Genomic DNA, 15,180 nt, shown 5'->3' with positions numbered 1-15,180 from the left:
GCGCTCACAGGACCACGGCTTCGGGCCGGGCCAGGCCGAGGTCACCGGAGCGACCCGCGGTGATCAGTTCCACGACCTGGCCGTGGGTGACGTCCTTCGTGTGCACCTCGGCGACGAGCCTGCCGAGGTAGAGCACGGCGATGCGGTCGGCGACCTCGAACACGTCGGCCATGTTGTGGCTGATCAGCACGACCCCGAGGCCCTGCTCGGCCAGCCGGCGGACCAGGTCGAGCACCTGCCGGGTCTGCGCGACACCGAGCGCGGCGGTCGGCTCGTCGAGCACGACGACCTTGCTGTTCCACAACACCGACTTCGCGATGGCGACGGTCTGGCGCTGACCACCGGACAGCGAGGAGACCGGCGTGCGGACGGATTTGACGGTCCGCACCGACAGGGAGGCCAGCGTCTCGCGAGCGGCCTTCTCCATGCTGGCTTCGTCCAGCTTCCAGCTGCTCCCGCGCTCGCGCCCGAGGAACATGTTCTGCACGATGTCGAGGTTGTCGGCGAGCGCGAGGTCCTGGTAGACGACCTCGATGCCGAGGTCGGCGGCGTCCTTCGGACCCCGGATGTGGGCGTCCTGCCCGTTGAACCGCACGGCCCCCGAGTCGTACGGGTGGATGCCGGCGATGCACTTGACGAGGGTCGACTTGCCGGCGCCGTTGTCGCCGACCAGGGCGGTCACTTCGCCCGCACGCACGTCGAAGTCCACGTCGTGGAGGACGTGGACGGGGCCGAAGCTCTTGTTCAGGCCCTTGATCTCGAGGATGGGCTCACTCATGGCTGGATGGTTTCTCCTGGGTGGGGACCGGGCCGGGACGCGCCGTCGGGGTGCGCGTCCCGGCCCGGCTGTTCATGGGTTGAGCGGACAGCTCAGGAGATGCCGAGCGAGGTGCACTTGGCGGCGAGGTCGCCACCGCAGATCTCGCTCGCCTTCACGTAGCCCTGGGTCACGACCGTCTTGACGTCCTTCTCCAGGATCGTCTGCGGCGTGAGCAGGACCGACTTGATGTCGCGGTTGCCCTTCGGGTCGTGGAGCTTGCCCGTGGCGACGGCGTCGGCACCCGCGGTGTCACCCTTGGCCAGGGCGGCAGCCAGCTTGGCGGTGGCCTCGGCCTCTTCCTTGATCGGCTTGAAGACCGTCATGTACTGCTCGCCGCGCATGACCGCCATCAGGCCGTCGGCGGTCGCGTCCTGGCCGGTGACCGGGACCTTCCCGTTGAGGCCGTTCTTCTTCAGGATGGTGATGACCGCGCCGGCCAGGCCGTCGTTCGCCGCGACGACGCCGTCGACCTTGCCGCCGTTGGCGGTGAAGATCTGCTCGAACGTCGTGCCACCGAGCTGGTTGTCCCAGTCGTTGATCGGCTGCTTCTGGATCCGCTTCAGCGTGCCCGCCGCGAACAGCGGGTCGAGGACGGAGTCCTGGCCCTTGGTGAACAGCGTCGCGTTGTTGTCGGTCGGGGCGCCCTCGATCTGGACGACACCCGCGCCCGGCTTGCTCTTCAGCGCGTCGGCCATGGCCTGGCCCTGCAGCTGGCCGACCTTCTCGTTGTCGAACGAGACGTAGTAGTCGGCGGAGCCACCGAGGCTCGGGCGGTCGTAGTCGATGACCGGGATGCCCGCGGTCTTGGCCTTGGCCTCCACCGCCGCACCGACGGCCGGGTCACCGGGGGCGATGACCAGGACCTTGACGCCGGAGCTGATGAAGCCGTCGGCCAGCGTCGAGAACTTCTGGTTGTCACCCTGGGCGTTCTGGACGTCGACCTCGAAGCCCTGCGCCGACAGCGCGGCGGTCAGCATCGGCTTGTCGAAGGCTTCCCAGCGCGCCGAGGTGGCGGTCTCCGGGAGGATGACGCCGACCTTGCCGTTGGCGCCGCCACCGGCGGCCGGGGCGGACGAGGAAGCGGAGCTGCTCCCCGTGCCCCCGCTGTTCGAACTGTTGGCACCGCAAGCGGTCAGCACCAGGGCGGTGCTCACCGTGGCGGCGAGGAGGGTAAGGGTTCTGCTGCGCATCCTCGTTCCTTCCGGATCCAAGCATTGGTGACGAGCGGGCCCTCGGCGTCGCTCCGGGCCCTGCGGGGCGGTGATCCGGAGGGTCCCGGCGCACCGACGCGCATATGTTGTGGGCGACAACATATGCCGCTGAGCGGCTGCGGGGAAGATAGCTGGATCGATTAAATGACACCAATTGGACACGGTTCGGCAACACGGGCTGAACCTCGCCCGGAAAGAGTAGATCCGCTGACGATGTGATCGCCAGCACTCACCCTCTGTTACATCCAGGTTTCTTGACGGCTTGAAGGTACTCCGCCGGGGTGTACTCAGCGCAATCCGCCGCGAAGTGGTGGTGAACCCACGTGACGGACCGCTGATTGGTCGCCGACTTGCGAACTTCGGAGCGGAAGGTGCCCGGAGGGGCAGCGAGTGGGGGACGCGCGGGCAGGTTCGCGGTGACACGGATGACACGGAGTGTCACGTACTGCCTGGTACGTACCAGGAACGGACGGTGACGGCGGAGTTCAGCCGCCTGGGCGACCCCCAGCGGGCTGGCGGGCCTCTCCGGCCGGGCGCGCGGACAGGCGGTTCGCGCCGGGGTGAGGTCCGGTCTCAAGCGCCCAATGTGGCCTTGGTTGCGTCAGACGCACCGAAGGCCACATTGGGGCGCTGGGTCGGCCGGCTACCAGGACCGCAGCGTCACGATCCGCTCTTCCAGCTGCTCGACAGTCGCCATCGCGGTCACCGGCCCACCGCAAACCCGCCGCAGCTCGTTGTGGATCGCGCCGTGCGGCTTCTTCGTCCGGTGGTGGTACATCCCCACCAGCGCGTTCAGCTCCTTGCGCAACGCACCGAGCCGCTCGCTCACCGACTGGGGGCGCGCCGCGGGCGGGGGCGCTTCCTCCTTGGCCGGCTTGCGGCGCTTCTCGTCCGCTATCTGCTCTTCCTGGCGCTTGCGCAGCAGCGCCCGGACCTGGTCCGGCTCCAGCAGGCCCGGCAGCCCGAGGTACTCCTGCTCCTCGTCGGAGCCCGAGAACACCGCCGTGCCGAAGGAGTTGCCGTCGTAGATGACCTGGTCGAGCTCGGCCGAGGCGCCCAGCGACGTGAACGCCTTCTCCTCCTCGCCCGGCTCGTCCTCGGTGCGGTTGGCCTGGGCCAGGAGCTCATCCTCCCAGCCCTCCTTCTCGCGGTGCGGCTTGCCCAGCACGTGGTCGCGCTGGGCCTCCAGCTCGCTCGCCAGCTCCAGCAGCACCGGCACCGACGGCAGGAAGACGCTCGCCGTCTCGCCCTTCTTGCGGGCCCGCACGTAGCGGCCGATCGCCTGGGCGAAGAACAGCGGGGTCGACGCGCTCGTCGCGTACACGCCCACCGCCAGCCTCGGGACGTCGACGCCTTCCGAGACCATCCGGACCGCGATGATCCAGCGTTCCTTCGTCTCGGAGAACTCCTTGATCCGGCCCGACGCCTTAGGGTCGTCCGAAAGCACCAGCGTCGGCGTCTCGCCCGAGATGCGCTCCAGGATCTTCGCGTACGCCCGCGCCGTCTCCTGGTCGGTCGCGATGACCAGGCCGCCCGCGTCCGGCACGTGCTGGCGGACCTGCGACAACCGGGTGTCCGCGGCCTGCAGCACCGCCGGGATCCACTCGCCGGCCGGGTCGAGCGCGGTACGCCACGCCCGGGCGTTCTGCTCCGCGGTCAGCGGCTCGCCGAGCCGCGCGGTGAACTCCTCGCCCGCGCTCGTGCGCCAGGACGCCTCGCCCGAGTACGCGAGGAAGACGACCGGCCGGACCACGCCGTCGGCCAGCGCGTCCGCGTAGCCGTACGTGTGGTCGGCCTTGCTGCGCTGGAAGCCGCCCGCGTCCGGCTCGTAGGTGACGAACGGGATGGCCGAGTCGTCGGAGCGGAACGGCGTCCCGGTGAGCGCCAGGCGCCGGACGGCCGGGGTGAACGCCTCGCGGATCGCGTCGCCCCAGGACTTCGCGTCGCCGCCGTGGTGGATCTCGTCGAGGATCACCAGTGTCTTGCGGTTCTCCGTGCGCACCCGGTGCAGCGTCGGGTGCGCCGCGACCTGCGCGTACGTCACCGCGACGCCGTTGTAGTCCGACGAGGTGACGCCGGTGGTGTTGCGGAAGTTCGAGTCGATGGCGATCCCGGCCGCCGCGGCCGAGGCCGCCCACTGGTGCTTCAGGTGCTCGGTCGGGGTGACGATGGTGACCGCCTCGATCGTGCGGTCGCTCAGCAGCTCCGCGGCGATCCGCAGGCCGAACACCGTCTTGCCGGCGCCGGGCGTCGCCACCGCGAGGAAGTCCTTCGGCTTCTGCGTCAGGTACTTGGTGAGCGCCCGCCGCTGCCACGCCCGCAGCGGGCGCGCGGTCGAGTCCTTCTCCGCGGGAGGCGCCCCGAGCTGCGTCTCCGTCATGCCGGTCCCCCCTCGCTCAAGTGCTTTGACGTGCGAAAACCCTCACTGTGGTACCGACTGCTGCGTCGGCGACTGCGGTGAGGGCACTGGAGCGAGTCTACCGGCCGGGTCCGACAGTTCCGGGCACCGGCACGGGTGATGTCCCCCGACACGCCCGGCCGCAGGGGGTGTGACGAGCCAAATCAGCACGGATGGACCATGCTGGACACGTCATGGGTGAGGTGCAGCCGTCCGCAGCGACGAAGGTGGCCCGCAAGGGGCCGTGGCGCCTCCTCACGCGCACGCTCGCCAAGGCCTGGGACGGCAACATCTTCTCCGAGGCCGCCGAAGCGGCCTTCTGGCAGACGTTGTCGCTGCCCCCGCTGCTGCTCGGGCTGCTCGGCAGCCTCGGCTTCGTCGGCGAGTGGTTCGGCCAGGACGTCGTCGCCGCGGTGCACGACCGCATCATCGGCTTCTGCCGGACGGTGTTCAGCCAGAACGCCGTGCACGACATCATCGAACCGACGGTGAACAGCATCCTCACCGTCGGCAAGGGCGAGATCGTCTCGGTCGGCTTCCTGATCTCGCTGTGGGCGGGTTCGTCGGCGATGTCGTCGTTCGTGGACGCGATCACCGTCGCGCACGACCAGTACGGCGTCCGCAACGACGTCTGGCAGCGGATCTTCGCGCTCCTGCTCTACCTGTGCGGCCTGGTGATCCTGGTCGTCGGGCTGCCGCTGCTGGCGATCGGCCCCGACCTGCTGCCGGAGTTCTTCCCGGCCGACTGGCGCCCGACCGTGACGTCGTGGGTGAGCGCGCTGTACTTCCCGACCCTCGGGGTGATGATCACCCTCGCGCTGACCACGCTGTACAAGCTGGCCCTGCCCCGGAAGCTGCCGTGGCACCGCGGGCTGCCGGGCGCGGTGCTCGCGATGGTCGTGTTCCTGCTCTCCTCGGTCGGCCTGCGCATCTACCTGAACTGGATCACCAAAACCGGCTACACCTACGGGGCGCTCGCCGCGCCGATCGCCTTCCTGCTGCTGATGTTCTTCATCGGGCTCGCCGTCGTCGGCGGCGCCTACTTCAACAGCGCGATCCAGGAGCTGTGGCCGGCGAAGGCGACCCGGCGGCAGCGGCGCAAGTGGCGGCGGCTGGAGATGGAACGCGCTTCCGAGCGGCTGCGCTCCGAAGAGGGCCGCAAGCTGTGGGAGCGCACGACCACGCCGCTGCGGCGCCCGCGCGCCGAAGACGTCTCCCCCAACGGCGACGCGCCACCCGGAGCACCACCGTCCGAAGAGGACCAGCCGTCACCGAGCGCGCCCGAACCGGCACCCAGCGCGCCTCAGGGTCGCGTCTCCTCCCAGGGGACGACCCGGAATCCACCCCCAGACTGAGTCGCTCCTCAGCTCGGACATGGCACGCTTCCCCCATCGTGCGCGCCGGCGTCGGCCGCCGCGTCCTTCCCGAGGGGGTTCCCACAGTCATGTCCGTGCTGGCCAGATTGAGCCTGCGCAACCGAAGCCTGATCGGCCTGCTCGCGCTGGTGGTCGTCGGCTTCGGCGCTTTCGCGCTGCCGCAGATCAAGCAGCAGCTGTTCCCGTCGCTGCAGTTCCCGCAGGCCCAGATCGTCACCTCCTACGCCGGCGCGTCGCCGGACGCGGTGGACCGGCAGGTCACCGAGCCGCTCGAAGGCGCGCTGCAGGGGCTGAAAGGCCTGGAGGAGATCGATTCGACGTCCTCGGACGGCGTTTCGCGGGTCGTCACGCGGTTCGAGTTCGGTACCGACCTCGACGCCGCGGTCTCCCAGATCCAGCAGGCGGTGAACCAGGTCCGGCCGCGGCTGCCGCAGAACTCCGAGCCGTCCGTGTCCGCCGGCAGCACCGACGACCTGCCGGTCGTGCTGGTCGCCGCGGGCACCGCCGGTGACCCGCAGCGGCTCGCGCCCGCGCTGACCGACCAGGTCGCGCCGGAGCTGCGCAAGATCGAGGGCGTCCGCACCGTGACCGTCACCGGCGTGCGGCAGCCGCGCGTCACGATCACGCTCGACTACGCGAAGCTGGCCGCGGCCGGCGTCGACCCGGCGTCCATCGCGACCACGCTGCAGACCGCCGGCGCCGCCGTGCCGGCCGGCACCCTGACCGAGGGCGGCAAGACGCTGAGCGTCCAGGTCGGCGGCGGACAGACCACTGTGGACACCCTCCGCAACCTCTACCTCACGCCGAGCGCAACGGCCCGGCAAGGCGCCCCGGCGCGGGGGCCGGTGAAGCTCGGCGACGTCGCCGACGTCCAGAGCGGCTTCGCGCCGCCGACGTCGATCACGCGCACCAACGGGAAGCCGAGCCTCGGCCTCTCGATCACCATGGTGGACAACGGGAACGCCGTCGCGATCTCCGACGCCGTCCGCGACAAGCTGCCGGACCTGGCGAAGAAGACCGGTTCCGAGATGAGCGTCGTGTTCGACCAGGGCACGCCGGTGAAGGACGCGATCAGCGGCCTGACCACCGAAGGCCTGCTGGGCCTGGCGTTCGCGGTCGTCGTCATCCTGCTGTTCCTGCTCTCGGTGCGTTCCACGTTGGTGACCGCGGTGTCGATCCCGCTGTCGGTGGTGGTCGCGCTGATCGCGCTGTGGACCGGCGACCTGTCGCTCAACCTGCTCACCCTCGGCGCGCTGACCATCGCGATCGGCCGGGTGGTCGACGACTCGATCGTGGTGCTGGAGAACATCAAGCGGCACTTGGGTTACGGCGAGGAGAAGCAGCGGGCAGTGCTCGACGGCGTCCGCGAGGTGGCCGGCGCGGTGACGTCGTCCACGCTGACGACCGTCGCGGTGTTCCTGCCGATCGCGTTCGTCGGCGGCTTCGTCGGCGAGCTGTTCTCGCCGTTCGCCGTCACCGTCACGGTGGCGCTGCTCGCTTCGCTGCTCGTGTCGCTGACCGTGGTTCCCGTGCTGGCGTACTGGTTCCTGAAGCGGCCCTCGGTGCCCGCGGACGCCATCGAAGCCGAGCGGGCGCGCGAAGCCGCCGTCGAGAAGGAGCGCCGCAGCTTCCTGCAGCGGGCCTACCTGCCGGTGATCCGGTTCGCGACCAGGCGGCGGCTGACCGTCGTCCTGCTGGCGCTGCTGATCTTCGCCGGCACGGTCGGGCTCGCGACGCGGCTGAACACGAACTTCCTGGACCAGTCCGGGGGCACCACGCTGAACATGACGCAGAAGCTGCCCGCGGGCACGAGCGTCGAGGCGAAGGAGCAGGCGGCGACGGCGGTCGAGCAGGCCCTCGCGGCCGAGCCGGCGGTGCAGACGTACCAGGTCAGCATCGGCGGGGGCGGCACCTTCGGCTTCGGCGGTGGGACCAACACGAGCATCTCCGTCACCGTCGCGAAGGACACCGATCTCGACGCGCTGTCGGACCGGCTGCGCTCGAAGCTGACGTCGCGGCCGGAGCTGGGCGAGATCAAGATCGGCGCGGACGCGTCCGGGTTCAACTCCGACCAGGTCTCGGTGACGGTGACCGCGCCGTCGGAGGCCGCGCTCAAGCCCGCGTCCGACCAGGTCGTCCAGGCGTTGTCGGGGGTTTCGGGGCTGACCGAGGTGAGCAGCGACCTGGCCGTGGGCTCGCCGCGGGTACAGGTCGAGGTGGACGACGCCGCGGCGGCCGCGCACGGGCTGTCGGCCAGCACCATCGGCCAGGTCGCCAACCAGGCGATCGCCGGCCGGACGGTGACGCAGCTGCCCGTCGACGGCCAGCGCACGGACATCGTGCTGCGCGCCGGCACGGCTCCGGTGACCGTCGACCAGGTGAAGGGCCTGCCGATCCCGGGTCCGGCCGGGGTCGTCCGGCTCGACGAGGTCGCGCAGGTGTCCACTGTGGACGGACCGGCGTCGGTGCACCGCACCGGCGGCGACCTGAGCACCACGGTGACGGCCAAGAACACCGGCGACGACCTGACCAAGACCACCGCGGACATCAAGTCCAAGCTGGACGGTCTGACGTTCACCGGCGGCGCGTCGTACTCGCTCGGCGGGGTGAGCCAGGACCAGCAGGAGGCGTTCTCGAACCTGTTCCTGGCGCTGCTGGCGGCGATCGCGATCGTGTTCCTGATCATGGTGGCGACGTTCCGGAGCCTGGTCCAGCCGCTGATCCTGCTGGTGTCGATCCCGTTCGCGGCCACCGGCGCGATCGGGCTGCTGCTGGCCACCGGCACCGCGCTCGGCCTGCCGGCGCTGATCGGCATGCTGATGCTGGTCGGGATCGTGGTGACGAACGCGATCGTGCTGATCGACCTGATCAACCAGTACCGCGCGGAGGGCATGAGCGTCACCGACGCCGTCACCGAGGGCGGCCGGCGCCGGCTGCGCCCGATCCTGATGACCGCGGCGGCGACGATCTTCGCGCTCGTCCCGATGGCACTGGGCATCACCGGCCAGGGCGGCTTCATCGGCCAGCCCCTCGCCATCGTGGTGATCGGCGGCCTGGTCAGCTCGACGCTGCTGACGCTGGTGCTGGTCCCGACGCTGTACACGATGGTCGAGACCCGCAAGGAACGGCGGCGCGCGCGGCGCGAAGCCAAGCGGACGCCGGCGAAGGCGCCGGAGTCGGAGTCCCTGGACCCCGCCCCGACCGCCTGACCGCCTGACGAAGGGCCGTGGCTTTCACGTGAAAGCCACGGCCCTTCGTGCGTTCACTGCTTGAAGCGGTAGGTCATCGAGTCGAAGAGGACGCAGATGCTCGGCGACATCACGATCACCCGCAGGGTGCCGTCGCGCTCGTCGAAGTCGATGCCCTCGACCTCGAAGTTCCCGCCGCAGCCGCTGCGCAGCGGCAGCTGGCCCAGCGACGTTACGTGCCCGGTGACGTCGGCGCCGTTGAGCGCCCCGGCCAGGTCCACCTGCAGCAGCGGCTTCGTCGTGCCGAAGAGGCTGCCGTCCGGGTCGTCGGACGCGCAGAGCAGGCGGGTCGCCGTCTGGAAGTCGCAGCCCTGGACGTCGCGGACCGGGTGGTCGAGGCGGATCGCCGAGGCGTAGGGGAGGTTCTGCGCCGGGTCCGTCGCCACCACGCCGGGCATCGGGTGGACCAGGAGCCGGTCCATGGTGCCCCACTCCCCCGCCACCAGCCAACGCGCGTCGGGCGACACCGCGGCGAAGGAGTTGTTGTTGGCTTCCCACGACTCGAGGTTGTGCTTGTAGTTCTTCCACGAGCCGTCCGGGGCCTGGACGCGGAAGAGCTTCGCGCCGCGGTCGTCGCGCTGGTAGGGCTCGACGTACCAGCCCTGGGCCGAGCCCGGGTCGCCGACGTGGTTCCAGCCCTGCGAGCCGAGGTCCGCCGGGATGGTGCCGATCCCGGTGTAGCGGATGGTGGTGCCGGACGGCCGCACGATCGTGGCGAGCCCCTGGCTCTCGTCGAGGGCGCGCGCGGAGTCCCGGCCGACCTCCGTCCAGCCGGTGACGGCCTGGGCCAGCGCGGGCGAAACCACGGCGAGCAGGGCGGCGAGGGTGAGCACGATCCCGGTTCTGCGCATGTGCGACTCCGGTGGGTGAGGGAACCTGGCCAGCTGGATTTACCAGGACTCCCGCACCCGGCACACCCGCCGAATGAAGGTTTTTCACGTTTGTTCGACGACTTGTCCGTTTCCGGACAGCCCGAAGACCCGGCGGGAACACCCGCCGGGGTTCAAGCCGGGGTCACTCCCCGGGGCGCAGCCCGTCGAAGATCTCCTTGCAGGCCGGGCAGACCGGCGACCCCGGCTTCGGCGACTTCGTCACCGGGAAGACCTCGCCGCACAGCGCCACCACGTGGTTGCCCATGACCGCGCTCTCGGCGATCTTGTTCTTCTTCACGTAGTGGAACATCTTCGGCGAGTCGTCGTCGGTGGTGTCCGTGCCCTCGGGCGTGGTTTCCGGCTTCGTCAGCGTCTCGGTGCTCACCCGTCCATTGTGCCCGAGACCCCGCGCGACGGGTCCTCGGCCTGGCAGGATCCACGGCATGTTCCAGAAGGTGCTCGCGACGTTCGGCTCGGGCGGGGCGAAGATCGACGCCCGCCTGCTCGACCGGACCGCCACCCCGGGCCGTCCCCTGCACGGCGAGGTCCTGCTGGCCGGCGGCGACGTCGACCAGGAGATCAAGGGCCTCGCCGTGACGCTGCTGGCCCGCGTCCAGGTCCCCGGCGCGGACAAGACCGAAGACCTCCCCTTCGGCACCCAGCACCTGGTCGGGCGCGAGGTCATCCGCGCGGGGCAGCAGGTGCGCGTCCCGTTCGAGGTGCCGCTACCCTGGGAGACGCCGGTGACCAGCGTCTACGGCAAGCCGCTGACCGGCATGGCGGTCGGCGTGCGGGCCGAGCTCGACCTGGCGACGTCGGTGTCCGACCCGTTCGACGCCGACGCCGTCGCGATCGAGCCGCTCCCGGCGCAGAAGCGCGTCCTGGACGCGCTGAGCCGCATCGGCTTCACCTTCCGCGAGGCGATCCTCGAGCAGGGCCGGATCACCGGCGCCCAGCAGCAGCTGCCGTTCTTCCAGGAGGTCCGCTTCACGCCTTCGCCCCGCTTCGCGAGCGTGTTTTCCCAGCTCGCGGTCACGTTCCTGGCGTCGCCGGACCGCACGGACGTCGTCCTGGAGGTGACCAAGCGGGTCCGGGTCGCCAAAACGGGCGGCTTCGGCGGGCGCGGGCAGGACTTCCTCGGGATGTTCACGATGAAGCCGGACGTGAACTGGGAGAAGCAGCTCGACGACTGGCTCGACCTCCTCGCCCGGCCGCGCGGGATCTTCGACTGATGGAGTGGGCCGAAGCGGTCGCCGTCCTGGGCGGCACTCCCGACGCCTGGCCCGAACTCCAGGCCCGCTACGGCGAACCCCACCGCCGCTACCACACGCTCGCCCACGCGGCCGCCGTCGTCCGCGACTCCGCCTGGCTGGCCGAAGGCCTCGGCGAAACCGACCGCGCGATCGTCGCCGTCGCCGCGTGGACGCACGACGTCGTCTACGACGCGAACCCCGGCGAAGACGAACGCGCCAGCGCGCGGTGGGCTCGCGACGCGCTGGACCTCGCCGACCGCCACCAGGACCGCGTCGAAAACCTCATCCTCGCCACCATCAAGCACGACGCCCCGCCGGAGGACGCACTGGCCACCGCCCTCCTCGACGCCGACCTCGCCATCCTCGGCGCCCCGAAGGAGCTGTACGCGGCCTACGCGCGAGGCGTGCGCGAGGAGTACGCGAAGTACCCCGACGACGTCTGGCGCGAAGGCCGCATCGCCGTCCTCGAGGGCATGCTCGCGCGCCGGCTCTACCGCAGCGAAGCCGCGCGAGCACGCTGGGCGAGCGCGGCCGAAGCGAACCTGACCGCCGAGCTGACCCACTGGCGCGGCAGGCGACCCGATCACCGATGATGGTCCCTCGTGACTACCGCACTCTCGCTGCACGAAGAGGTCGCCTCGGCGCTGCGTGACGGGCACCCCGTCGTCGCGCTGGAGAGCACCATCCTGTCCCACGGCCTGCCGCCGGGCCGCAACCTCGACGTCGCCCGCCGCCTCGAGCGCGTCGTGCGCGACGGCGGCGCCGTCCCGGCCACCATCGCCGTGCTCGACGGGCGCGTCGTCGTCGGCCTCTCCCCCGCCGAGCTCGAGCGCGTCTGCGCGCCGGACGCCGGCCTCGACAAGCTCTCGCTGCGCGACCTCGGCCCGGCCGTCGGCCTCGGCCGGTCGGGCGCGACGACCGTCGCGAGCACGTCGGCGCTGGCCGCCGCGGCCGGCATCGGGATGTTCGCCACCGGCGGGCTCGGCGGCGTGCACGTCGGCGCCGCGCAGTCCTGGGACGTCTCGGCGGACCTCGGCGTGCTGGCGAAGGTGCCGACCGTGGTCGTCTGCTCCGGCGTGAAGTCGGTGCTCGACATCCCCGCCACGCTCGAAGTGCTGGAGACGAACTCGGTGCCGGTGCTCGGCTACCGCACCGACGACTTCCCGGCGTTCTACCTCCGCTCGTCCGGGCACGCCGTCGGCTGGCGGGTCGACGAGCCGAAGCAGGCCGCCGCCGTGATCGACGCCCACCGCGCGTACGCGGATTCCGGTGTCCTGCTGGCGAACCCGATTCCCGAAGCGTCCGAAATGGACAAGCAGCTGCACGACCGGCTGCTCGCCGAGGGCCTCGCGCTCGTCGAGGAGCAGGGCGTGCACGGCGCCGACGTCACGCCGGTGCTGCTGGAGCACTTCCACACCGCGAGCGGCGGCGTGAGCATCGACGCGAACGAGGCGCTGGTGCTGAACAACGCCAAGCTGGCCACCGAAGTCGCGGTGGCGCTGGCATGAGCGGGATCGTGGTGGTCGGCGACGCCGCTCTGGACGTGATCGCCCGACACGACAAGCCGTTGCCGCACGGCGGCGACGCCCGCGCGAAGATCCGGTTCACCGGCGGCGGCTCGGGCGCCAACACCGCGCTGTGGCTGCGGCACCTCGGCGCGGAGACGACGCTGCTCGCCCGGATCGGCGACGATCCGGGCGGCCGGCTGATCCGGGCCGAGCTGGAGGCGGCGGGCGTGCGGTGCGCGTTCGCCGTCGACCCCGAGGCGCCGACGTGCTGCGTCGTCGTCATGGTCGACGGCTCCGGGCAGCGCAGCATGCTCGCCGACCGCGGTGCGAACCAGCGTTTCGCCCCCGAAGACGTCACGCCCGAGGCACTGGCCGGGGCGAACCACCTGCACCTGTCCGGGTACGTGCTGCTCGACCCGCCGTCACGCGCGGCCGGGCTCGCCGCGCTGGCCGCCGCTCGCGAAGCGGGGCTGACGACGTCGGTCGACCCGCAGGCGGCCGCGCACATCACCGACCCGGCGGCCTTCCTCGACGACGTCCGCGGTGTCGACCTGCTGATGCCGAACACCGAGGAGCTGGTGGCGCTGACCGGCTCGGCGGACCCGGTGTCGGCGAAGGAGCTCCTCGGCACGGTCGGCGCGGTGGTCGTGACGGCCGGGCTCGACGGCGCGAGCTGGGTGGACCGCGACGGCGTGACGAGCGTCCCGGCGGTCGAGGCCGACTGCATCGACTCGACCGGCGCGGGCGACGCGTTCGACGCGGGCGTGCTCACCGGCTGGCTGGCCGGGGAGTCCATTGTGGACGTCCTGCGGCACGGGACGCGGCTGGGCGCGCTGGCCGTCGGGAAGGTGGGCCCGCAGCCCGGCTGACGCTCAGCCGTCGATGACGCGGTGGCTGGTGCCTTCGATCGCCTTCGCCTCGCGCTGGTACCTCGAGACGTGCTCGGACTTGCGGGGCGGGCGGTCGTTGGCGATCAGCACCGCGACCCACGGCAGCGGCACCGAGATCGCGAGGAAGCCCAGCGCCAGCCACCACGTGTGGTAGGTCAGCCCGGCGAGGATCAGGCACGGGATCCGGCAGGCCATCATGATCACGTACTTGCGCTTGCGGGCGGCGAACTGCTCTTCGTACGACGGGGCCGCCCCGGTGATCAGCACCGGGTCCGAGTCCTTGGCGGGCGTGGTCACTGCACCACCTCCACGTCCCATCGTCCCACCTGTTCCGGTCATCCGTCAGCTGGGTGGGACAACTTGCTCAACGCGGCCGTGACGAGGGTCTCGATGCCCGTGCGCAGCGTCGGGTGCAGCACCGGGGCGAAGCGCGGCGAGTGGTTGGACGGGATGTCGCGCTCGAACCGGCCCTCGGTCATCGCCGTGATGACCGTCTGCGGGTCGAAGCCGCCGACCAGCCAGAACACCGACGGCACGCCGGCCGCGCGGCCGAACTCGCTGAAGTCCTCACTGCCGGTCACCAGCGGTGCCGGCAGCACCACGTCGGCACCGAAGTGGCCGCGGAAGACCTCGGTGAGCGCGTCGTTGGCGGCTTCGTCGTTCTCGGTGACCGGGTAGGAACCGGACCGGACGATCTCCGGCGGCTTCGGCGCGCCCGCCGTCGCCGCCTCGCCGTTGACGATCCGTTCGACCGCGGCCAGCACCCGTTCGCGGACGGCCTGGTCGAACGACCGGACGTTGACCTCCAGCACGGCGTCGTCGGCGATCACGTTGCTCGCGGTGCCCACGTGCAGGGAGCCGACGGTGACCACGGCCGAGTCGGTGGCCGCGATCTCGCGCGAGACGATCGTCTGCAGCTTGAGCACGACGGACGCGGCCAGCACGGCCGGGTCGACGGTCGTCTCCGGGCGCGAGCCGTGCCCGCCGCGGCCGTGCAGGGTGATGCGCAGCGTGTCGGTCGCGGCCATGATCACGCCGGGGCGGGTGAGCACCCAGCCCGCCGGGCCGGGCACCAGGTGCTGGCCGAACACGACGTCGGGGGTGCCCGCCCGGTCGAAGAGGCCGTCGCGGACCATCCGGACGGCGCCGCCCGCGCCCTCCTCGCCCGGCTGGAAGACCACCTGCAGCGTGCCCGACCACGTGTCGCGGCCCTTCGCGAGCAGCGCGGCGGCGCCCGAAAGCCAGGTGGCGTGCATGTCGTGCCCGCACGCGTGCATGACCGGGACGTCCTTGCCCTGCTCGTCGGTGCCGCGCGCGGTGCTCGCGTACGACAGCCCGGTCTTCTCCTCGACCGGCAGCGCGTCGATGTCGGCGCGCAGCAGGACCGTCGGGCCTTCGCCGTTGCGCAGCACGCCCAGCACCCCGGTGCCGGCGATGCCGGTGTGCACCTCGTAGCCGTCGTGCTCCAGCCGCCGGGCCAGCTCGGCCGCCGTCCGGGTCTCGGCGAAGGACAGCTCGGGGTGGCGGTGGAGGTCGATGTACAGCGCTTCGAGCTCGGGCAGCGCCGCGTCGAGCGGGGCGAGGACGCGTTCAAGGGTCACGGG

General features: G+C 71.2%; 13 protein-coding genes. 6 read left to right on the top strand and 7 right to left on the bottom strand.

The genetic code is table 11. The annotated features are described in order from the left end of the window. Nucleotides 1-4 precede the first annotated feature (4 nt). From AB0J40_RS01925 to AB0J40_RS01915, 3 genes are all read right to left on the bottom strand, one after another. Entirely contained in the window at nucleotides 5-778 is a 774-nt protein-coding gene (locus tag AB0J40_RS01925) for an ATP-binding cassette domain-containing protein (protein WP_103351750.1), read from the bottom strand. Between the two features lie 92 nt (nucleotides 779-870). Next, nucleotides 871-2,010 carry a substrate-binding domain-containing protein gene (locus tag AB0J40_RS01920; RefSeq protein ID WP_364446174.1) on the bottom strand — a complete coding sequence of 380 codons (1,140 nt, stop codon included), beginning with the start codon at nucleotides 2,008-2,010 and terminating at the stop codon, nucleotides 871-873. Between the two features lie 664 nt (nucleotides 2,011-2,674). Continuing rightward, on the bottom strand, nucleotides 2,675-4,411 hold the full coding sequence (locus AB0J40_RS01915) for a DEAD/DEAH box helicase (RefSeq protein WP_364446172.1): 1,737 nt from the start codon (nucleotides 4,409-4,411) through the stop codon (nucleotides 2,675-2,677). 212 nt (nucleotides 4,412-4,623) lie between these two features. Between AB0J40_RS01915 and AB0J40_RS01910 the strand changes: the two genes are divergently transcribed. Beyond that, nucleotides 4,624-5,784: a YihY/virulence factor BrkB family protein gene (locus tag AB0J40_RS01910; RefSeq protein ID WP_364446169.1), complete on the top strand. Its 1,161-nt coding sequence runs from the start codon at nucleotides 4,624-4,626 to the stop codon at nucleotides 5,782-5,784. Between the two features lie 89 nt (nucleotides 5,785-5,873). Beyond that, the gene (locus tag AB0J40_RS01905; RefSeq protein WP_364446167.1) at nucleotides 5,874-9,014 is read left to right on the top strand and encodes an efflux RND transporter permease subunit; all 3,141 of its coding nucleotides are present in this window, start codon (nucleotides 5,874-5,876) and stop codon (nucleotides 9,012-9,014) included. 53 nt (nucleotides 9,015-9,067) lie between these two features. On the opposite strand, the gene AB0J40_RS01900 is transcribed toward AB0J40_RS01905, so the two are convergent. Both AB0J40_RS01900 and AB0J40_RS01895 read right to left on the bottom strand, forming a co-directional pair. After that, on the bottom strand, nucleotides 9,068-9,904 hold the full coding sequence (locus tag AB0J40_RS01900; protein WP_364446164.1) for a hypothetical protein: 837 nt from the start codon (nucleotides 9,902-9,904) through the stop codon (nucleotides 9,068-9,070). Between the two features lie 163 nt (nucleotides 9,905-10,067). Next, nucleotides 10,068-10,310: a DUF3039 domain-containing protein gene (locus tag AB0J40_RS01895; RefSeq protein WP_163046767.1), complete on the bottom strand. Its 243-nt coding sequence runs from the start codon at nucleotides 10,308-10,310 to the stop codon at nucleotides 10,068-10,070. Nucleotides 10,311-10,368: 58 nt separating this feature from the next. Here AB0J40_RS01895 and AB0J40_RS01890 point away from each other — a divergent pair, with 58 nt between their 5' ends. Genes AB0J40_RS01890 through AB0J40_RS01875 form a run of 4 tightly spaced genes read left to right on the top strand, consistent with a single transcriptional unit; the run spans nucleotide 10,369 to nucleotide 13,555 of the window. Continuing rightward, entirely contained in the window at nucleotides 10,369-11,157 is a 789-nt protein-coding gene (locus tag AB0J40_RS01890; RefSeq protein ID WP_364446161.1) for a sporulation protein, read from the top strand. Next, nucleotides 11,157-11,771, top strand: a complete 615-nt coding sequence (locus AB0J40_RS01885; RefSeq protein WP_364446159.1) for a hypothetical protein — start codon at nucleotides 11,157-11,159, stop codon at nucleotides 11,769-11,771. The genes AB0J40_RS01890 and AB0J40_RS01885 overlap by 1 nt, the downstream gene beginning before the upstream one ends. A 9-nt stretch (nucleotides 11,772-11,780) precedes the next feature. Next, on the top strand, nucleotides 11,781-12,686 hold the full coding sequence (locus tag AB0J40_RS01880) for a pseudouridine-5'-phosphate glycosidase (protein ID WP_364446156.1): 906 nt from the start codon (nucleotides 11,781-11,783) through the stop codon (nucleotides 12,684-12,686). After that, nucleotides 12,683-13,555: a carbohydrate kinase family protein gene (locus tag AB0J40_RS01875; RefSeq protein ID WP_364446153.1), complete on the top strand. Its 873-nt coding sequence runs from the start codon at nucleotides 12,683-12,685 to the stop codon at nucleotides 13,553-13,555. The genes AB0J40_RS01880 and AB0J40_RS01875 overlap by 4 nt, the downstream gene beginning before the upstream one ends. A 3-nt stretch (nucleotides 13,556-13,558) precedes the next feature. Here the strand turns inward: AB0J40_RS01875 and AB0J40_RS01870 are convergent, their stop codons facing one another. Further along, nucleotides 13,559-13,894 carry a DUF3099 domain-containing protein gene (locus tag AB0J40_RS01870; protein WP_364446150.1) on the bottom strand — a complete coding sequence of 112 codons (336 nt, stop codon included), beginning with the start codon at nucleotides 13,892-13,894 and terminating at the stop codon, nucleotides 13,559-13,561. A gap of 17 nt (nucleotides 13,895-13,911) precedes the next feature. Continuing rightward, on the bottom strand, nucleotides 13,912-15,177 hold the full coding sequence (locus AB0J40_RS01865; protein WP_364446147.1) for an amidohydrolase: 1,266 nt from the start codon (nucleotides 15,175-15,177) through the stop codon (nucleotides 13,912-13,914). Nucleotides 15,178-15,180: the final 3 nt, after the last annotated feature.

The organism is Amycolatopsis sp. NPDC049691, from assembly GCF_040675005.1.
Classification (GTDB): Bacteria; Actinomycetota; Actinomycetes; order Mycobacteriales; family Pseudonocardiaceae; genus Amycolatopsis.
The sequence above is the reverse complement of the archived record's forward strand: the minus strand, read 5'-3'. Positions and strand labels throughout refer to the sequence as shown.

Excerpts from the sequence above, each read along its gene's own strand:
- AB0J40_RS01925 (WP_103351750.1), bottom strand. The coding sequence starts at position 778 with ATGAGTGAGCCCATCCTCGAGATCAAGGGCCTGAACAAGAGCTTCGGC.
- AB0J40_RS01920 (WP_364446174.1), bottom strand. The coding sequence starts at position 2,010 with ATGCGCAGCAGAACCCTTACCCTCCTCGCCGCCACGGTGAGCACCGCC.
- AB0J40_RS01915 (WP_364446172.1), bottom strand. The coding sequence starts at position 4,411 with ATGACGGAGACGCAGCTCGGGGCGCCTCCCGCGGAGAAGGACTCGACC.
- AB0J40_RS01910 (WP_364446169.1), top strand. The coding sequence starts at position 4,624 with ATGGGTGAGGTGCAGCCGTCCGCAGCGACGAAGGTGGCCCGCAAGGGG.
- AB0J40_RS01905 (WP_364446167.1), top strand. The coding sequence starts at position 5,874 with ATGTCCGTGCTGGCCAGATTGAGCCTGCGCAACCGAAGCCTGATCGGC.
- AB0J40_RS01900 (WP_364446164.1), bottom strand. The coding sequence starts at position 9,904 with ATGCGCAGAACCGGGATCGTGCTCACCCTCGCCGCCCTGCTCGCCGTG.
- AB0J40_RS01890 (WP_364446161.1), top strand. The coding sequence starts at position 10,369 with ATGTTCCAGAAGGTGCTCGCGACGTTCGGCTCGGGCGGGGCGAAGATC.
- AB0J40_RS01885 (WP_364446159.1), top strand. The coding sequence starts at position 11,157 with ATGGAGTGGGCCGAAGCGGTCGCCGTCCTGGGCGGCACTCCCGACGCC.
- AB0J40_RS01875 (WP_364446153.1), top strand. The coding sequence starts at position 12,683 with ATGAGCGGGATCGTGGTGGTCGGCGACGCCGCTCTGGACGTGATCGCC.
- AB0J40_RS01870 (WP_364446150.1), bottom strand. The coding sequence starts at position 13,894 with ATGGGACGTGGAGGTGGTGCAGTGACCACGCCCGCCAAGGACTCGGAC.